The organism is Novosphingobium rhizosphaerae, assembly GCF_050920675.1.
In the GTDB taxonomy this organism is placed as follows: Bacteria; Pseudomonadota; Alphaproteobacteria; order Sphingomonadales; family Sphingomonadaceae; genus Novosphingobium; species Novosphingobium rhizosphaerae.
Genome location: NZ_CP137861.1, coordinates 1,020,939 through 1,039,362, shown reverse-complemented (window position 1 = coordinate 1,039,362; position 18,424 = coordinate 1,020,939). Strand labels below are relative to the sequence as shown.

Here is an 18,424-nt window from a genome sequence, read left to right as displayed (position 1 = left end):
GGATGGGCAGGGATCAATTCTTGCGCGCGGTGGCGATCCCGTTGATCGCGAGCGCGTCACCATTCTGGTAGGACCAGTGCGCGCCCACTTCCTCCGCACCCGGCCCGAAGAATTGCCCCATCATCGTCTGCACGCTGCGGCTGTCGTTCAGCGTGAACGCCCCGTTGCTGCCCATCGTGCCGCTTTGCGAGAACGTGCCCACGGTGCGGGCCGTGTCCTCGGTGGTCGATAGCGCCACTTTCGCGGTCAGCGCGCCGGTATCGAAGTTGGCCGAAAAGCTGCTGGTGCCCTTCAGCCCGCCGCTATAGTCCAGCGCCCCGACATGGCCCTGCCCCATGGCCTCGCCCTTGTAGGTGGCGCTGCCGCTGGTGGGGCGGGCCACGGTGGGATAGCCGAAGTAGCTCAACATGCGTTGCGGATGGGTGGGATCGGCCGCGATCGTTGCCGTGATATCGGCAAAGCCGAGGTAGGAGTAGGTCGTGCCCGAGCCGTCATGCTTGGCGATCAGGCCCTCGATGCTGCCACTGTTGTCGGTCAAGGCATAGTAATCGGCCAGCTTCGTGCCCTTGCCCGCCACGATGTTCGATTTGTCGAGCGCGAAGACGGAAAGGCCGAAGACCTGCGAGAACGGGCGGAATTCATACTTTCCCGAAGCGGGCGTCCACTGCACCATGGCATAGCCGTATTCGAGCTCCGTCTGCGATATCGGCGCATAGTCGAAGGCCTTGGTCAGCACCTGATCGGCAAAGCCGCCGAACCGCGACGAGTCGATGCCCTGGAACGTGCCAAACGCGGTGCCGCCGGCACTGCCCCCGCTCGCCTGCCAGGTGCCGGCCACTTCGTTGGCCTTGGGACCGAAGAAATTGCCCGCCAGCGTGCCGCTGTAGCGGTCAAACGTCAGCGAGGTTGAAAAGTTGTTGGCGCTGGCCGCCAGCGTGCCGCTGCCGCCCAGGGCACCGACCCGGTCTGGCGTGCGGAAGCGGGTGGCCAGGTAATAGCTTTCGCCCAGCGTCATCGTGCCCGACAGCCCGATGGCGCCCGTGGTGAAATTCACATCGAGCGCGCCGGTGGCCGAGGCAAGCAGGATGTTCTTACTGTCGTTTTCCACCGCATAGCCGCGCAGCGACAGGCCATAATGGCCCGTCCCCGCAACCGGCATCGCGGCCGTGGGCGTGACCGCGCCGAACACGGCATTGTCGAACCGGTTGGTCTGCACCCCGCCGCTGGTGGTGGCGGTATAGGTCGTCAGCGTGGCGCTATAGCTGGCGGTCGCCACGTTGAGCGCTGGCGTGCGGGAATAGCCATAATCGTAATAGGTACGCGTGCCGGCCGGCGTGGTGAGCGTATAATGGCTGCCGTCCCACGCGATCGTCATCGCCACGTCGCCCTGGGTCACGCTGCCGAACGTCTGCGCGGCATCGTTGTCGTCGATCGGCGCGGTGGAGGTGAACGTGGCCTCCTTGGCCGTCGTGGTCAGGATGACCGGCGTTGCCGGATGGCCATCGGCAAAGGCCAGGGCGCCCGTGCCGCTCTTGCGCCCGGTCATCGTGCCGACGGCGACCGAGGAATAGACATCGGTGCGGGTGGACTTGGTGGCAAAAGCCAGGCCGATCTCATCGGCGTTGGGACCATAGAATTGGCCGTTGAACGTGCCGGTCTGGTCGGGGACGCCGCCCAGTTGCAACGCGCCCGAAATGGCATTGGCCGACGAAGACAGCGTTCCGCTGCCGTGAAAATCATCGGTGAAAGGCTGGCCAGGAATCTTGACGATAGTGCCGGTCAACACGAGCTGCCCCGAAGCGAACTCGACCGCCGCCGTGCCGCTGCCCACCAGCGGCTCGGTGCCCGCGCCGGTGGTGCGCACGCCCAGCACATCGAGGGCATAGATGGCACTGCCCGTGCGCGGCACCGCCGCGTCGGCGGTCGGCGCGCCATAGACCAGCGCATCCACCGTGCCGCTGCCCGAATTGGTGCCGACCACCGAATGCTCCCAGAACGCGCTGCCGACATAGCGATAAGTCAGCGTGCCCGAAGTGCCGGGCTTGGTCACGGTGAGGAAGTCGGTCGTGCTGCCGTTGCGCTTGGCATAGACGGTGGCCGTGGCGCTGGACTGGCTGGCATCGATCTCGCTCTTGGCGAAGGTGATCGATCCGCTCGGGCTGCTCAGTGAATAAGTCTGCGCCGCAGCGTCATAGCGGAACGTCGCGGTGGTCGATGCAGCCGTGACCTTGGGCCGCAGGCTGGAATCGAAACTGCCCGTGGCGCGCACGGCCAGGGTGGCAAAGCTTTCCGTCTTGAGCGGCCCGAGCAGATCGGCATTGACCGGCCCGGTGGGCGTTGGCGTGGGCGTGGGGCTGGGCGTCGGATCGGGCGTGCTCGCCACTTCGCCGCCCCCGCCGCAGGCCGAAAGCACCAGCGCCAGCGGCCAGGCGGCCCACCCACGCGCCGCACCGTGCCGGGCACCCTGCCCGGCACGCATCCCTTGCAATGCCATTCCCTGTTCCCCTGTTGCCCGCCTTCGTCGCCGGCAATCCAGCGCCATTACGTGGCGCCCGATTGCGTTCGTCGGCGTGGTACCATTCCGGCTGCGCCCTGCAACGCCTTTTGCAACCTTAATAAACCTATTGTTTCGGATTATCGCGGACCCCGCCCAAGGACGAATTGCCTTGCCCCCGCTTCGGGCGCATTCTGCGCGCGGGGGGAGAAAAGCCATGCACGAACACGAATGGCGCCGGCAGATCGTGAGCGAGATGCATTTGCGCCGCTGGCCGGTGCTGCGCGCACCGATGCAGGTGGTGCAGATGGTGCGGCTGGTCGGCGATGCAGAGCGCGATGCCGAATGGGCGGCGTGGGGCGCCATGCCGGATGGCGGCGAAGTGCGCCGCGCCTATCGCCGCCACGTTTCGGGCACGCTTGCCGGCGGTCTGGCTTTCACCTGGGAACGCCATAGCGAAGCGAGCACGCAGACGCTTTTCGCCCCGGCCGATGCGGGCGACGCGCTGGACCAGGCGATCGGCTGGATGGAAAGCCTGCCAGGCGCCACCGTGCGCGCCACGCGGCTGCTGATCGTGGCCGACGAAGCCGCCGCCGAAGCGGCCTTGCCCGCGATGGGCTTTGCCGGGGAGGACCTGGTTTCGTGCCACGTGGCGGGCGCCATGCGCATCTGGTCGGATTTCCGCATCGCGCCCGATGGCTATGGCCGCATGCTGGTGGCCGCTGGCGGGCTGGAAGGGGGCGACCTGACCCGCGCCGTGCAGCGGCTGCAGGAACTGGGCAACTACCGCAACCTTGCCCTGCTCGGCCTGCCGGTGGCGCGCGCGGCCTGGCCCCGGCTGGACGAGGCGGAAGCCGATCTGCGCCAGTTGGGCGAAGCACTCACCCGCAGCGACGTGCGCGACGATGATCTCATGGCCCGGCTGTCCACGCTCTCGCTGGCCATTGCCGCCGTCGCCAGCAGCACCGACTATCGCATGAGCGCTACGGCCGCCTATGCCCTGCTGGTGGACGAGCGCTTGGCCGACCTTGCGCCACACCCCATTCCCGGCTTCCTTTCGCTGGCCGAATTCACCCAGCGCCGCTTTCTGCCCGCCGTGCGCACCTGCGCGGCTTTTTCCCGGCGCGAAGCCCAAGTGGCGGCGCGCGCCGGACAGTTCACCGCCCTGCTGCGCGCACGCATCGAAACCCGCATCGAAAACCAGAACGGGGCGCTGCTCGCCTCGCTGGAACGCAGCGCAGCGCGCCAGTTGCGCTTGCAACACCTGGTCGAAGGGCTGTCGGTCGTGGGCATCAGCTATTATGCCACGGCGCTGATCGGGCACATGCTGGAAGGCGGGGAAAGCCTGGTGCATTTCGATGCCCGCCTCGCCGTCGGCGTGCTCACCCCGCTGGTCGTTCTCGCCACCTGGCTGACACTGCGCCGGGCGCGCCAACAGGTGTGGCACGGCAACGCCAGCGAATAATCGTGATAATGGTTATAGCACGCGAAACATGACCAAGGCATCGACCATGCCATGGCGCGGGTGGTCAAACGCGCCGGGCAGGCGGCCGACCACGGCAAAGCCCATCGCCTGCCACAGGTGTACCGCCGGCGCATTGGTGCTGACCACGCAATTGAACTGCATCGCGCGAAATCCTGCGGCCCGCGCGGCATCGAGCGAATGGGCGCACATCGCGCGCGCCACGCCGCGGCCGGCGGCGGCGGGCGCGGTCATGTAGCCGCAATTGGCCACGTGGCTGCCGCGCCCCTGCTGGTTGGCGCGCAAGGTATACGTGCCGAGCACCGCGCCTTGGGCATCCTGCGCCACGAAGGCCTGGCGGCCAGCGCCACACCAATAATCTAACGCCGCGTCGCGCGGCATGTCCTGCGGCAAGGCATAAGTTTCCCCGGCACGGATCACCGGCTCCACAATGGCCCAGATCGCGGCGGCATCGGCAGGCTGGGCCGGCCGGATGGCAAGGCCGGTCACACCGCCACGTCCGCCATGCGGGCGGCGAACCACGGCTTCATCCGCGCCAGCGCGTCTTCCACTTCGGCGGTGGAAACAGCAAAGCTGATGCGGAAGAAGCGGCGCCCTTCGACCGGATCGAAATCGATCCCCGGCGCGGTCGCCACGCCCGTGTCTTCCAGCAGTTTCAGGCAGAACGCCATCGAATCGTCGGTGAGATGGCCAATATCGGCCCACACGTAAAACGCGCCATCGGGCGGGGCGATGCGCGCCAGGCCCAGGTCTGGCAGCGCATCGAGCACCAGTTGCCGGTTGCGTGCATATGTCGCGAGATGGCCTTGCAGTTCGGACTCGCAATCAAATGCCACCAAGCCGGCGTTCTGGCTCAAGACCGGGGGCGTCAGGAACAGGTTGCCCATCCGCGCGCGCGCCTGGTCCACCAGGGCAGGCGGCACCACCAGCCAGCCGAGCCGCCAGCCAGGCATGGAGAAGTACTTGGAGAAGCTGTTGACGATCACCGCCTCGGGATCGACCGTCAGCAAGGTCTGCGCCTGCGCGCCGTCATAAGTGAGGCCGTGGTAGATCTCGTCGCTGATCACCGCGATGCCGCGTTCGCGGCACACTTTGGCAATGGCGGCGAGTTCGTCGGGCGCGATCACCGTGCCGGTGGGATTGGCGGGACTTGCCAGGATCAGCCCGTCGGGCGCGGGCTCCATCGCCGCCAGCGCGGCAGCGGTAACGTTGAAGCGCTCAGCCGGCCCGCAGACCAGTTCCACCGGCACCATGTGCAGCGCGCGCAAGGTGTTGCGATAGGCAACATAGCCGGGCCGGGCGATCGCCACCCGCGCGCCGGGCGCAAAGCGCAAGGTCAGCGCCATGACCAGCGCGGGGGATGCGCCGCAGGTCAGCACGACCTGCGCGGGATCGACGATGACCCCGGCGGTTTCACGGTAATGGCGGGCGATCCGCGCCTTGAGTTCCTGGCTTTCCCAATAGCCTTGCGCGTCGGTGTCCAGCACCGCGTGCGCCCGCGCGATCGCGGCAGACGGCGCGCTGGTGGAAGGCTGGCCGAATTCCATGTGGATCACCGGGCGCCCGGCAGCGGCGGCATCGGCCGCCATGCGGTGTGCCAGGGTGGAAACGGCAATGGCGTGAAAGGGTTCGATCTGCGCAGTCATGGCCATGGCGCCTAACACGATTTGCCCTTCCAGCCTATCCGCCCGCCCACTTGAGCGCGGGCCCGACCCGGCGCACGGCGGCCAAGCTTTCTGCCAGATGAACCAGCCGTAATCTGCCCGTCATCACGCGGGCGGGATGCATCAGGCACCGGCAAGGCGCGGGGACAGCGCACAGACGGGCCACACAGCGATGCCGAACCGACCGGGACACCACGTGTTCCTTCATTCCGCTGCGCCGGATCCCGGCCTGCCCGCCGGGCCGCCCACGCCCGTCAACGAAGCCCAGACCACCGATCTTGCCGGCAATTCGCTGGTCGCCCTGCCCGGCAGCGGCCCTTGCGCCACGGTGGAAGCCCGTGCCAACCAAGCGCAATGCCGCAATGCCGATACCGCCGGCTTTCCGGCGGCGGCGCTGGCCTGCATCGCGCTGGCCTGCGCGGCGCTTGCCGCTGGGCTGTGGATCGTGGCGGGCAGGGAACTGCGCGCCTGGATCGACGGGCAAGGCTGGCACTGGCAATCGGCCTCGCGCGCGGCGGCCGCGCGCAGCCCGGCTGCCCACGCCTTGCGCCGCCGCCGCCATATCGGCCTGGGCATCGTCGTGCTCGCGCTTGCCCTGGCGATCGTCAGCCTGTTCGCCGGCCAGCCGGGATAAGCTGACGCCTGTTTCGCCCGCTGCCCGTGTTGGCGGCGTGCCGTCTTTCGGGCAGGCGCCGGGGCCATGCCGGACGCCCCATTGCCATGGCCGGGCGCTCCGTTACACTGCGTGTCATCTGTCGCCCTCTTGCCAGGCATGGCCCGCCCGTGACGCATCTCGACGATACCCTGCTGCTCAACCTCTATGGCTCGATCGAGCAGGAAGGTCGCTGGCTGGCCGTGCTTGATCTGCTGCGCGAGCGGCTGGGCGTGCACAGCGCGGTGGCGCAAGTGCTGTCTTCGGCGCGCCCCTGCCTGCAACAAGTGTGGACGGCGCGCGATTCGCTGTCGCTCGAACATGCCAAGATGCACGATTCCTGGGCCAATTCCGGCGCCAATCCGCGCTTTCACCGCCGCCCGCCGCGCCGCAGCGACAGCGGCATCGGCAGCGATTTCCGCAGCCTGGACCTGAGCGACCGCGAACACGCCAGCATGCGCGAAGGCCTGGCGCGGTGCGGCGTCGGGCCGGGCTTCTGGGTGGGCTTCGGATTGACCGAAACCTCGCACTTCTCGTTGGTGTTCCATCGCGCGCCGGGCGACGATCGCGATGTCGATGCGGGCGAGGAAGCGGTGCTGCAATCCCTGCTGCCGCATTTGCGCCAGTCGGTGCGGCTGTGGCTCAACACCGCCGAAACCGCGCGCCGCGTCCGCGCGCTGGAACAGGCAGTGCGCGCCACCGATCTGGCCATGGTGGCGTGCGACCGCGCCATGCGCGTGGCCTGGCACAACCCCATGGCCGAGGCCCTGCTGGCGGGCAATCCGCACCTCACGATGCGCGGCGGCTTGCTGACCGCGCCCGCCGTGCCGGACAACGCCGCCCTGCGCGCGCTGGTGGCCGATGCCGCCACGGGCCAGGCCGACGTGCTGGCACTCGGCACCTCGGGCGACGATCCCTTGCACGTGCGCGCCGTGGCCGGCGCCAACCAGGCCGGTATCGGGGCCAGCATCGGGGCCGGCCTTTCCGGTTCGACCCGCGATGAAGTGCTGCTGCTGATCGCCGCGCCCGAGCGCCGCACGCAGGCGGCCCCTGCCGATCTGGCCCGGCTGTTCCGCCTGACCGGGGCCGAAGCCCAGTTGGCCGCCGCGCTCGCGGCCGGCACCACGCTCAGCGACTATGCCGCCCGCCGTGGGATCACGGTTGGCACCGCGCGCATCCAGCTCAAGCAGCTGTTCGGCAAGACCGGCACGGGGCGGCAGGCCGATCTCGTGCGCCTGGTGCTGCATTCCCTGTCCAGCCAGGGCCATCGCGTGGCCATTTCTCCACAACCAAACTGAGATCGCAGTCTATATCCCAAATGGGAGGTGCAGGCCGGCCTGCAACCCCTTCATCATCGCAGCGACAAAGGCGGAACGGGCTGGGCGGAACGGGCCAGACGCAACCGCCGCACGATGAGGGATAGACGATGCAGCGCAAACACTTCCATCGATCGCAGACCGCCGTTGCCCGGGGCACCCCGCTGGCCCTGGCGATCGTTTTGGCGTGGAGCGGCACGCCGGCCCTGGCGCAGGACGCAACCCCCAGCCCGGCTGCAGCCGCCGCCCCGGCCGAAACCGCCCCCGGCGAAATCGTGGTGACCGCCACCCGCCGCGCCGAAACGCTCAGCAAGGTGCCCCAGTCGGTCACCGCGCTCAGCCAGGCCTCGCTCGATGCGCGCGGGATCAAGGACATTTCCGGGGTCGTGCGGCAGACGCCGGGCATCCAGTTCGATCCCAATGGCTTTGGCAACCAGACCAACATCGCCATTCGCGGCGTCAGCTCCACCGTGGGTGCGGCCACCACCGGCGTCTATATCGACGATACCCCGATCCAGAGCCGGGTGGTGGGCTATTCCACCACCAACGCCTTTCCCGCGGTGTTCGACCTGGCGCGGGTGGAAGTGCTGCGCGGGCCGCAGGGCACCCTGTTCGGCGCCGGATCGGAAGGCGGCACGGTGCGCTTCATCACCACCCAGCCCAGCCTGACCGAAACCCGCATCTATGGCCGGGCCGAAGCGGCGGCCACGCAGGGCGGCGCGGCATCGGGCGAGCTGGGCGTGTCGATCACCGCCCCGCTGATCAAGGACAAGCTGGGGATCGCCGCCAGCGTCTGGTATCGCCACGATGGCGGCTGGATCGACCGGCAGAACGCCAACCCGGTGGTGACCAACCCACCATACCTCAAGAACGTCAATTCCAGCTGGACCCAGGTGGCCCGTGTCGCGCTGAAATGGGCGCCGGTCGATGGCGTGGAAGTGACGCCGTCGCTCTATTATCAAAAGCGCGTCAACGCCGACACCAGCCCGTGGTGGGAAAGCCAGTCTGACGCATCGAAGGGCAAGTACGTCAGCGGCGCCCCCAATGGCTCGCCCGATCGCGACCGCTTCTACATGCCCGCGCTCAACATCAGCGCCAACCTGGGCGGGGTGCAGCTGATCAGCAACACGTCCTACTATGTGCGCGACCAAAGCGGCGAGATCGACTATTCCACGATCTGGCCCGCCGTGTTCGTCGGCAGCCCCTGGGTGGGCACCGATCACAAGGCCCTGGCCTACATGCGCAACGACCAGCGCACCTTTACCCAGGAAGTGCGCCTGCAATCGGCCGACAGCAACGCCGCGCTCACCTGGGTGCTGGGCGGCTTCTATGCCAAGTCGGTCCAGCATTTCGGCGAGCAGGTCTATGACCCCGATTTTGCCGATATCTTTGGCGGCGTGCCGCCCGAAGTGGTGCTGGGCACGCCGCTGGTCGATGGCAAGTATTCGCTGGCTGGCGACGGGCGCGGCGCCGATGCGCAGATCGCCGGCTTTGCCGAAGGTTCGCTCAAGCTGACCGATACGCTCAAGGTCACCGCCGGGGTGCGCGTGGCGCACACCAAGTTCGAAGGCAACTCGCTGTTCCAGGGGCCGGTTTCGGGCTACCAGTTGCAGAACAACCAGTCGGTCAGCGAAAACCCGGTCACGCCCAAGTTCGCGCTCAACTGGCAGGCCACGCCCACCACACTGCTCTATGCCACGGCGGCCAAGGGCTATCGCATCGGCGGCACCAACGCGCCCGTGCCGCTCAGCCAGTGCGGCGCCGATCTGGCCGGCTTCGGCTTTTCCGATGTGCCCTCCACCTACAAGTCGGACAGCCTGTGGAGCTATGAAGCCGGGGCCAAGACGCGCGTGGGCGGGGTGAGCCTGGCGGCCAGCGCCTATCACGTGGATTGGAGCAACATCCAGCAGAACGTCTATCTCCAGCATTGCGGCGCGCAGTTCACCGCCAACCTGGGCAAGGCGCGCAGCCAGGGCTTCGATCTTCAGGCCACGGCCCGCGTGGCGCCCGGCTTCACGCTGGACGGCACGGTGGCCTATACCAATGCCCGTCTCACCCAGAACGTGAGCGGCCTGGCCAATCCGGCGCCCGGCTATCTGATCGCGGCGGTGGGCGATCACCTGGAAACCCACCCGTGGACCGCCACGCTGGGCGCCAGCTATGAAACCAGCCTGGGCGCGGCCACCGGCTATCTGCGCGCCGATTACCAGTACAAGAGCAAGGCCAAGATGGCCGCGCTCACCGATCCGCGCACCAGCGGTTATGATCCGGGCGCCTATCCCCTGCCCCAGGTGCACTATGCCAGCCTGCGCGCCGGGGTGCGCCATGGCGTCTACGATCTGTCGGTCTTCGTCGACAACCTGACCAACGAGACGACGATCCTCTCCCGCTCCATCGAAGTGGCGGGCGTGGGCAGCTATCGCAACCTGTCGCAGCGGCCCCGCACCTTCGGCCTCACCCTGGTGATGCGCCAGTAATGCCGGCCTGAAGTTTGACTGGGCGCCCCGGCCGGGGCGCCGCCTGCCTGGGCCGGAAGCAACCCTGACGCTTCCGGCCCCCTTTCCCCCTTGTCGATCATCCAGAAGGTATCCCTGCCATGGCTTTCCGCCCCAAGGCCGCCCTCACGTTTGCCTGTGCCACCCTTGCCCTGTGCGCCAGCGCCGCTGCCAGCGCGCAGACCGCGCCGCCCCATGTGCTGCCCAATGGCGCCGTGCCGCCCAACCTTGCCGCCGCGCGCACCCACATGCTTGAAGCGCCGGAAAACATGCTGGCCTTCCACAACATGGACCAGCTGTTCCAGACCCGCCCGGTGCCCCGCTCCGGCCCCATCGCCGCGCTGCCGCGCGCGGACAAGGCCCTGCCCGACGCCGTGCTGGGCACCACGCGGATGAGCGAAGATGCCTGGGAAGACCGCACCTTCACCAACGCCATGCTGGTGATGCGCGATGGCAAGATCGTGCACGAAAGCTATCGCAACAACACCGACGCTGCCACGCACTACATCTCGTTCTCGATGGCCAAGTCGATCACCTCGCTGCTGGTCGGCATCGCGGTTAACCAGGGGGCGATCAAGTCGATCGACCAGCCGGTCACCGACTACGTCCCCGAGCTCAAGGGTTCGGGCTATGACGGGGTTACGATCCGCCAGGTGCTGCAGATGCGCTCGGGCGTGGATTACGAGGAACGCTACGATTTCGGCGCCACGCCCAGCACGGCCGCCAAGATCTTCCTCAACGCCATCGTCGCCAATACCGAACGCTTTGCCGATACCGCGCCGCGCCTGGGCCGCAAGTGGAAGCCGGGCAGCCATTTCAACTATTCCACGCTCGATACCAGCGTGCTGGGCTGGATCCTGGAACGCGCGACCAGGCAGCCGCTCGCCAGTTTCATGGCGCAGAACCTGTGGCAGCCGATGGGCATGGAATCCTATGGCTACTGGCTGGCCGACGGTGCGCCCGGGGTGGGCCGCGAACTGAATGGCATGGGCTATAACGCCACGCTGCGCGATTTTGCCCGGCTGGGGCAGATGATGCTGGACCAGGGCAGGTTCAACGGCCGCCAGATCGTGCCGGCCGAGTGGGTGCGCCAGTCCACCGCGATGATCCCCAATGCCGATCCCGGCACGCCTGCGCCGCCGCCGGAAGTGACCGATCCCTTCGCCCGCTCGGGCTATGGCTTCCAGTGGTGGAAGCTGGATGATACCGGCGCCTATACCGCGCTCGGCCTGCAGGGGCAGTTCATCTATGTCCACCCCGCCACGCGCACGGTGATCGTCAAGCTCAGCTTCTTCCCGCCCGAAGGATCGGACCTGGGCAATCGCGCGCTGGAAGAAACCCTGGCCTATTTCAAGACGCTGACCACCTGGGCCGGCACCACCCCCCGGCCCTGACACCTGCCACGCCCGCGATGGCGTGGGCGCCGGCAAGCCACCGCGCCTGCCGGCGTCCTTGCGCTCAGCGGTGGGGGAAGGTGATCTCCACCATGATGCCCTCGGGCGAGAAGCGCCGCGCGATCCGCCCGCCCAGTTGCCGTTCGGAACTGCGAATCAGCGCCGAGCCAAAGCCTTCGCGCGCCGGCACGCCGTCTTCGGGCAGCGACAATGGCGCGGCGGCGCGTTCCTGCCAGACAAGTCGCACGGTCTTGTCCGCGTCGACGCCCCAGCGCACTTCCAGCAGGCCGCCCGGCGCGGCCCAGGCGCCGTACTTGACCGCATTGGTCACCAGTTCGTGCAGCACCAGGCCCAGCGGCACGGCATGGCGGCCCGACACCACCAGGGCGCCCCCGGCCAGGTTGCAACGCTCGCTGTCCGAACGATAGGGCGCGATCGCCTTGGCCACCAGGTCGGCCAGGTCCACTTCGCCCTCGCCATCCAGCCGCCCCTGCGTCACGTCGTGCGCGGTCACCAGCGCGTGGATGCGCTTGGCGATGCGGTCCACCGCCGGCGCGGCGGCGGTGTCGCCCCGGGCCGACATCTTCACGATCGCCAGGATCACCGCGAACAGGTTCTTGACGCGGTGGTTCAATTCGCGCGCCAGCAAGTCGGCGCGATCGCGCGCTTCGGCGATCAGCGCGGCATTGGCTGCGGCGGCCTGCGCCTGCGCGGTGCGGATCACCTGCCACAGCCCCAGCACCAGCGCGATGGCGATGATCACCGCCAGCAGGCCCAGCGAGGGCACCACGCGCGCCTCGGCCACGGCGGCGCTGTCGGTTGCCGCGTCCAGCCTTGCCCGCTCGGTGCGCTCCAGCCGGCCCACCGCCTGGCGCAAGCCCTCCATCGCCAGTTGCCCTTCGTCAGACAGCGTGCGCACCCGCGCCTCGACCAGTTCGCCGCGCCGCACCAGTTCCACCGTGCCGGCCATTTCGGCCCACTTGGCATCGCCCAGCCGCTCGATCTCGTCGACCAGGGCGGCCTGCTGCGGATCGATCTCGCGCCCCAGCCTGCGGCGCAGCGCGCGTATTTCAGCAAGATAGGCCGCGTGGCCCTGGTCATAGGGTTCCAGGTAGCGACGATCGTACGTGATATAATAGCCGCGCTGCCCGGTCTCGCCATTGAGCGTGGCGGCCACGATGCCATCAAGCGCGGCGAGCACAGCACTGGTCCGTGCGGCCTGCTCGCGCTGCACCCGCTCGGCATCCACGGTGGCAAAGATCAGCGCAAAGGTGCCCAGCAATGCCAGCACCAGCACGGCAAACAAGGCCAAGGTCAGCCACGCCGGCCTGCGGCGCCATATATGGCCCGACGCGTGGGCCTGCCCGGTTTCGTCGGCAACCATGCCCCCACCTAGACAATTGCCCGCGATGCGGCAAGCGCGGTCGGGCGCGGTACGGGGGCGCGGCAAATGCTTGACGGATGCCCCCGCCTCGCTTATCGGCCCACCCCTGATTTCGGCTCGGCGTCGGTTGCGGCGGCGTGCCTGTTGTTCCGATTCGCCAGACAAGAAGAAGAGCTGAACCATGAAGCGCACTTTCCAGCCCAGCCGCCTCGTGCGTGCCCGTCGCCACGGCTTCCGCGCCCGCATGGCCACCGTCGGTGGTCGCAAGGTGCTGCGTGCCCGTCGCGCTCGCGGCCGCAAGAACCTGTCGGCCTGATCGCGTCCCTTCCGGGCACCATGTCGGATGAGGCAGGGGCGGATTTCGCCCCCTCTCCTCGGCCCCGATCTCCTCGGTGCAGTGCCCGGTTGGTCACGATTGCCAGGCGTGCGGATTTTCTCGCCGCCAATCGCGGAATCCGGGTCGCAAGGCCCGGATTCGTTCTTTTGGTGAACCCCCTTGCGCGCGCCGATGGCTCGCTGCGCTTTGGGGTGACGGTCACCAAGAAGATCGGCAATGCCGTGGTGCGCAACCGCATGAAGCGGCGCTTTCGCGCGCTGCTGCGCGATCTGCTGCCCAGCCTTGGCATTGCCGGGGCCGATCATGTGCTGATCGGCCGCGAGAACGGGGTGGAACGCGATTTCGCCCTGCTGCGCAGCGAACTGGTGCAGGCCTTGGCCCGCGCCGCCGCCGGCAAGGGCGACCCGCCGCGCAAGCCGGGAAACCGGCCCGGCGGCAAATCGGGCGGCAAGAACGCCCCGCGCACCGAACCCAAGCCGGCTTACGGCCGATAAAGCCCATGAAGCGCCTGCTCATCCTCATCGCCCGGGGCTGGCAGCTTGGCCCCTCCCGCATCCTGCCCCCCTCGTGCCGCTATGCCCCCTCGTGCTCGCAATACGCGATCGAGGCGTGGCAGAAGCATGGTGCGATTAAGGGTAGCTGGCTTGCCGGCTTGCGGCTATTGCGCTGCCATCCCTGGGGTGGCTGCGGCTACGATCCCGTGCCCTAGGGCGCCCCTTTCCAACCAGCTAAATTCAACAAAACGCGAGGCACAGTGGAGAAACAGCGCAACCTGATCCTGGCGGTGGTCCTGATGGGCCTGCTGCTGATCGGCTGGGATTACGGCATCGCCTATTTCTATCCGCAGCCCAAGGGCAAGCCTGTGGCCAGTGCCCCGGCCGCAAACCCGGCTGCCCCCACCACCGACGGCCCGCCGGCCAAGCCCACCCGCGAAGGCGGCCTGCAGGCCCCGGCCGACGTGGCGCTGGAACAGAAGGACCTGAGCCAGGCCCTGTCTGCCGGCAATCGCGTGTCGATCGATGCGCCCGGCCTCAAGGGCTCGATCAACCTGGTCGGCGGCGTGGTCGACGACCTCACCCTGGTGCGCCACCGCGAAACGATCGACAAGGCAAGCCCCCCGGTCCGCCTGTTCTCGCCCGCCGGCACTCCGGCGCAGCATTTCGCGCAAGTGGGCTGGCTGGGCCAGAACGGCATTGCCGCGCCCAACGGGCAGACCGTGTTCACCGCGCAAGGCACCAAGCTGACGCCCGCCACGCCGGTGACGCTGACCTGGTCGAACGCCACGGGGCAGACGTATGCCCTGCGCTATGCGATCGATGAAAACTACATGCTGACCGTGACGCAGAGCGTGACCAACGCCGCGCCCACGGCCGCCTCGGTCGCGCCTTTCGCGCGCATCAACCGCACCGACAAGACGATGAGCCAGGATACCTGGCAGGTCCATTCCGGCCCGATCGGCGCATTCGATGGCTCGGTCAATTTCTCCAACAACTATACCGATGTGGCCAAGGCCGGATCGGTTGCCCCGGCGGGCGCTGCCAACTGGATCGGGTTTACCGACATCTACTGGCTGTCGGCGCTGATCCCGGCCGATGGCAGCGCCAAGCCCACCGCCGATTTCCGCTCGCTCGGTAACAGCCTGTTCGCCGCCGACCTGATCTGGCCGGCCGCAAGCGTGGCCCCGGGCCAGACGCAAAGCCAGACCCTGCGCCTCTTCGCCGGCGCCAAGGAAAACAACGTCCTCGAGGCTTACGAAAAGCAGGGCGTGACGCACCTGTCGCTGTCGATCGACTGGGGCTGGTTCCGCTGGTTCGAAAAGCCGATCTTCTGGCTGCTCGATTCGCTGTTCCATGGCGTGAAGAACTTCGGCCTGGCGATCATCCTGCTCACCCTGCTGGTGCGCGGCATGATGTTCCCGGTGGCCCAGCGTCAGTTCGCCTCGATGGCGGCCATGCGCGCGCTCCAGCCCAAGATGAAGGCGATCCAGGAACGCTACAAGGACGACAAGGCCCAGGCCCAGCAGGAAATCATGAAGCTCTACAAGGAAGAGCGCGTGAACCCGCTGGCCGGCTGCCTGCCGATCTTCCTGCAGATCCCGGTGTTCTTCGCGCTGTACAAGGTGCTGGTGCTGACCATCGAAATGCGCCACCAGCCCTTCGTGCTGTGGATTAAGGACCTCTCGGCCCCCGATCCGCTCCACGTGCTCAACCTGTTCGGCCTCCTGCCCTTCACCCCGCCCAGCTTCCTGGCCATCGGCGTGCTGGCGATCATCCTGGGCGTGACGATGTGGTTGCAGTTCAAGCTGCAGCCCGCCGCGATGGACCCGGCGCAGCAGCAGATCATGGGCCTGATGCCGTGGATGATGATGTTCGTGATGGCGCCCTTCGCCTCGGGCCTGCTGCTCTACTGGATCACCTCGAACCTGCTCACGATTGCACAGCAGCGCTATCTCTATAGCCGCCACCCGCAATTGAAGGCGCAGGCGGCCAAGGACCAGCAGAACCTGGATCGTAGCGCGGCGCGCAACACTCCCTCCAATGCAAAGCCCAAGAACAAGTGAGTGTAACCGGACCTGACGCGGAAGGCCTGCGCCTGATGGCCCTGGAAGAGCGCGCCCGCGCGCTCTTTTCCGGCCGCGTGGAATTCCTGAAATCCGCCCCGCAGCTCAAATTCCTGCCCGATCCCGATTTTCCCGAAATCGCCTTCTGCGGCCGCTCCAACGTGGGCAAGTCCTCGCTGCTCAACGCGCTGACCGGTCGCAAGTCGCTCGCGCGCACCTCGGTCACGCCGGGGCGCACGCAGGAACTCAATTACTTCGAAGTGGGCCAGCCCACGCTGTTCCGCCTAGTCGACATGCCCGGCTACGGCTTTGCCAAGGCCCCGCCCAAAGTGGTGGAACAGTGGCGCCGCCTGGTGCGCGATTTCCTGCGCGGGCGCGTGGTGCTCAAGCGCGCGCTGCTGCTGATCGACAGCCGCCACGGCATCAAGCCGGTGGACACCGAAATGATGCAGATGCTCGATGAAGCGGCCGTCAGCTATCGCGTGGTGCTGACCAAGGCCGACAAGATCAAGGCGAGCGAGCTGGAGCAGGTGGTGGCGCAAACGCAGGCCGCCGCGCGCAAGCACATTGCCGCGCATCCCGATGTGAGCGTGACGTCTTCGGAAAAGGGCCTTGGCATCGCCGCCCTGCGCGGCGCCGTGCTGGACGACGCGGCGGTCTGAGTCCCCTCCACCACCGCTTCGCGGCGGTCCCCCTCCCCGCCTTCGTCAGGGAGGATCAGGTCCTCCCCATCACCGATGGGGAGGTGGCAGCCCACAGGGCTGACGGAGGGGCGGGCGGGCCCGCACACCCTCGACAGCCCGCGCCCCAGGCTCTAGGCGGAAAGGCGATCCCTCGAAAGGCCCCCCGCATGAAGCTGGTCATCGGCAACAAGAACTATTCCAGCTGGTCCTTGCGCGGCTGGTTGGCGTGCAAGCAATCGGGCCTGGCTTTCGAGGAAATCACCGTTCCGCTCTATGGCGACGATTGGGACGAGGCCAAGCGCCGCGATGCCAACCTGGCGCCTTCATCGGGCAAAGTGCCGATCCTGTGGGATGGCGAGGCGGTGGTGTGGGACAGCCTGGCGATCATCGATTACCTGGCCGACAAGGTTGGCCGCGACCGGTTCTGGCCCAAGGACGATGCGGCACGGGCCATGGCGCGTTCGCTGGTGGCGGAAATGCATTCGGGCTATTTCGCGCTGCGCGGGCACATGCCGATGAACATCCGCCGCCGCCAGGCCGTGGCCGAAGTGCGCGACGACGTGCGCGCCGATATCGTGCGCATCCTGCAATTGTGGGCCGAGGCGCGCGCCCGGTTCGGCCAGGGCGGGCCGTTCCTGTTCGGCACGTTCAGCGCGGCCGATATCATCTATGCCCCGGTGGTCTCGCGCTTCGTCACCTATGGCGTGGGCGTGCCCGGCTTTGCCCTCGCCTATATGCAGGCCCTGTGGGAGCATCCCTGGATGCAGGCGTGGATCGACGCGGCCGAGGAAGAGGAGTGGACCATCGAACAGTTCGAGGAAACGAGCCAAGCATGAGTGCCGATCCCGTCGTCCTGACCGAGCGCCTGATCGATTGCCCCAGTGTCACCCCGGCCACCGGCAGCGTGTTCGACATGCTCCAAGCCATGGTCGTGCCGCTGGGCTTTGCCGTGCATCGTTTTGTCGAGGGCGAGGCTCCCGATGGGCCGGTGGAAAACCTGCTGGCGATCCGCCAGGGCCCTGTCGGCAGCCGCCATTTCGCCTTTGCCGGGCACCTCGATGTGGTGCCCCCCGGCCAGGGCTGGACCAGCGCGCCGTTCACGGCAGAACGGCGCGGCGACCTGCTCTATGGCCGCGGCGCTGTGGACATGAAGGGCGCGATCGCCGCTTTCGTGGCGGCGCTGGCCGATATCCCGGCTGAAGCCGGCACGATCAGCCTGATCATTACCGGAGACGAGGAAGGCCCCGCGCGCTATGGCACGGTGGCCCTGATCGAGCGGATGCGTGAATTGGGCGCCCTGCCCGACCTGTGCCTGGTGGGCGAACCCACCAGCGTCAACCGCCTGGGCGACATGATGAAGATCGGCCGGCGCGGCTCGGTCAATATCTGGCTCACGGTGGATGGCGCGCAAGGCCACGTTGCCTATCCGCACCTGGCCGACAACCCGATCCCGCGCCTCGTCGCCATGCTCGCCGAACTCGATGCCCTGGTGCTGGATGAAGGCAGCGACTGGTTCCAGGCCTCGAACCTGGAAGTGACCGACATCGAGGTGGGCAACCCGGCCACCAACGTGATTCCCGCCCAGGCCCGCGCGCGCCTGTCGATCCGTTTCAACGACCTGCACACCGGCCAGGGCCTGGTCGACCGGGTGACCGAAATTGCCACGCGCCATGGCGGCACGGCACGCGCGGTCATCTCGGGCGAAAGCTTCATCACCTTGCCCGGCGCGTTTTCCAGCCTGATCGCCCAGGCGGTGGAAGCCGAAACCGGCGTGGCGCCGGAACTTTCCACCACGGGCGGCACATCGGATGCGCGCTTCCTGCGCGCACTGTGCCCGGTGGTGGAATTCGGCCTGTGCAACGCGACGATGCACAAGAAGGACGAGGCCGTGGCGATGGAAGACTTGCGCGTGCTGACCCGCATCTATCGCCGCATCGCGCTGGCTGCGCTGACACAGTAGCC

General features: G+C 67.6%; 16 protein-coding genes. 12 read left to right on the top strand and 4 right to left on the bottom strand.

The annotated features are described in order from the left end of the window. Window positions 1-13 precede the first annotated feature (13 nt). Window positions 14-2,494 (bottom strand): transferrin-binding protein-like solute binding protein, encoded by a 2,481-nt coding sequence (locus R9J51_RS04760; RefSeq protein ID WP_179505999.1) that lies wholly within the window; start codon window positions 2,492-2,494, stop codon window positions 14-16. 217 nt (window positions 2,495-2,711) lie between these two features. Between R9J51_RS04760 and R9J51_RS04755 the strand changes: the two genes are divergently transcribed. Next, entirely contained in the window at window positions 2,712-3,959 is a 1,248-nt protein-coding gene (locus R9J51_RS04755; protein ID WP_168555939.1) for a DUF3422 domain-containing protein, read from the top strand. Window positions 3,960-3,971: 12 nt separating this feature from the next. On the opposite strand, the gene R9J51_RS04750 is transcribed toward R9J51_RS04755, so the two are convergent. Both R9J51_RS04750 and R9J51_RS04745 read right to left on the bottom strand, forming a co-directional pair. Next, window positions 3,972-4,466 carry a GNAT family N-acetyltransferase gene (locus tag R9J51_RS04750; protein WP_168555938.1) on the bottom strand — a complete coding sequence of 165 codons (495 nt, stop codon included), beginning with the start codon at window positions 4,464-4,466 and terminating at the stop codon, window positions 3,972-3,974. Further along, window positions 4,463-5,623 (bottom strand): aminotransferase class I/II-fold pyridoxal phosphate-dependent enzyme, encoded by a 1,161-nt coding sequence (locus tag R9J51_RS04745; RefSeq protein ID WP_179505998.1) that lies wholly within the window; start codon window positions 5,621-5,623, stop codon window positions 4,463-4,465. Before R9J51_RS04745 ends, R9J51_RS04750 begins: the two co-directional genes overlap by 4 nt. Before the next feature lie 214 nt (window positions 5,624-5,837). Between R9J51_RS04745 and R9J51_RS04740 the strand changes: the two genes are divergently transcribed. From R9J51_RS04740 to R9J51_RS04725, 4 genes are all read left to right on the top strand, one after another. Next, complete coding sequence (locus R9J51_RS04740; protein WP_179505997.1) at window positions 5,838-6,275, top strand: hypothetical protein; 438 nt, start codon at window positions 5,838-5,840, stop codon at window positions 6,273-6,275. 149 nt (window positions 6,276-6,424) lie between these two features. Next, window positions 6,425-7,591, top strand: coding sequence for a LuxR family transcriptional regulator (locus tag R9J51_RS04735; protein WP_179505996.1), 1,167 nt, complete (start codon window positions 6,425-6,427; stop codon window positions 7,589-7,591). 128 nt (window positions 7,592-7,719) lie between these two features. Further along, window positions 7,720-10,086, top strand: coding sequence for a TonB-dependent receptor (locus R9J51_RS04730; RefSeq protein WP_179505995.1), 2,367 nt, complete (start codon window positions 7,720-7,722; stop codon window positions 10,084-10,086). 119 nt (window positions 10,087-10,205) lie between these two features. After that, a complete protein-coding gene (locus tag R9J51_RS04725) occupies window positions 10,206-11,498 on the top strand; it encodes a serine hydrolase domain-containing protein (RefSeq protein WP_179505994.1) in 1,293 nt (430 codons plus the stop codon). A 64-nt stretch (window positions 11,499-11,562) separates the two neighbouring features. Here the strand turns inward: R9J51_RS04725 and R9J51_RS04720 are convergent, their stop codons facing one another. Then, window positions 11,563-12,882, bottom strand: a complete 1,320-nt coding sequence (locus R9J51_RS04720) for a CHASE3 domain-containing protein (protein WP_179505993.1) — start codon at window positions 12,880-12,882, stop codon at window positions 11,563-11,565. 181 nt (window positions 12,883-13,063) lie between these two features. Here R9J51_RS04720 and rpmH point away from each other — a divergent pair, with 181 nt between their 5' ends. The 7 genes from rpmH to dapE all read left to right on the top strand — a co-directional run bounded on the left by rpmH (window position 13,064) and on the right by dapE (window position 18,422). Then, complete coding sequence (gene rpmH, locus R9J51_RS04715; RefSeq protein ID WP_109797087.1) at window positions 13,064-13,198, top strand: 50S ribosomal protein L34; 135 nt, start codon at window positions 13,064-13,066, stop codon at window positions 13,196-13,198. An 89-nt stretch (window positions 13,199-13,287) separates the two neighbouring features. Beyond that, entirely contained in the window at window positions 13,288-13,713 is a 426-nt protein-coding gene (rnpA, locus tag R9J51_RS04710) for a ribonuclease P protein component (RefSeq protein WP_282440975.1), read from the top strand. A 5-nt stretch (window positions 13,714-13,718) separates the two neighbouring features. Next, window positions 13,719-13,928, top strand: coding sequence for a membrane protein insertion efficiency factor YidD (yidD, locus tag R9J51_RS04705; protein WP_168555931.1), 210 nt, complete (start codon window positions 13,719-13,721; stop codon window positions 13,926-13,928). Between the two features lie 45 nt (window positions 13,929-13,973). After that, window positions 13,974-15,779 (top strand): membrane protein insertase YidC, encoded by a 1,806-nt coding sequence (yidC, locus tag R9J51_RS04700; protein ID WP_179505991.1) that lies wholly within the window; start codon window positions 13,974-13,976, stop codon window positions 15,777-15,779. A gap of 35 nt (window positions 15,780-15,814) precedes the next feature. Beyond that, the gene (gene yihA / locus R9J51_RS04695) at window positions 15,815-16,441 is read left to right on the top strand and encodes a ribosome biogenesis GTP-binding protein YihA/YsxC (RefSeq protein WP_179506661.1); all 627 of its coding nucleotides are present in this window, start codon (window positions 15,815-15,817) and stop codon (window positions 16,439-16,441) included. Window positions 16,442-16,629: 188 nt separating this feature from the next. Then, window positions 16,630-17,298: a glutathione S-transferase family protein gene (locus tag R9J51_RS04690; RefSeq protein WP_179505990.1), complete on the top strand. Its 669-nt coding sequence runs from the start codon at window positions 16,630-16,632 to the stop codon at window positions 17,296-17,298. Next, the gene (dapE, locus tag R9J51_RS04685; RefSeq protein ID WP_179505989.1) at window positions 17,295-18,422 is read left to right on the top strand and encodes a succinyl-diaminopimelate desuccinylase; all 1,128 of its coding nucleotides are present in this window, start codon (window positions 17,295-17,297) and stop codon (window positions 18,420-18,422) included. The genes R9J51_RS04690 and dapE overlap by 4 nt, the downstream gene beginning before the upstream one ends. The last annotated feature ends 2 nt before the right edge of the window (window positions 18,423-18,424 follow it).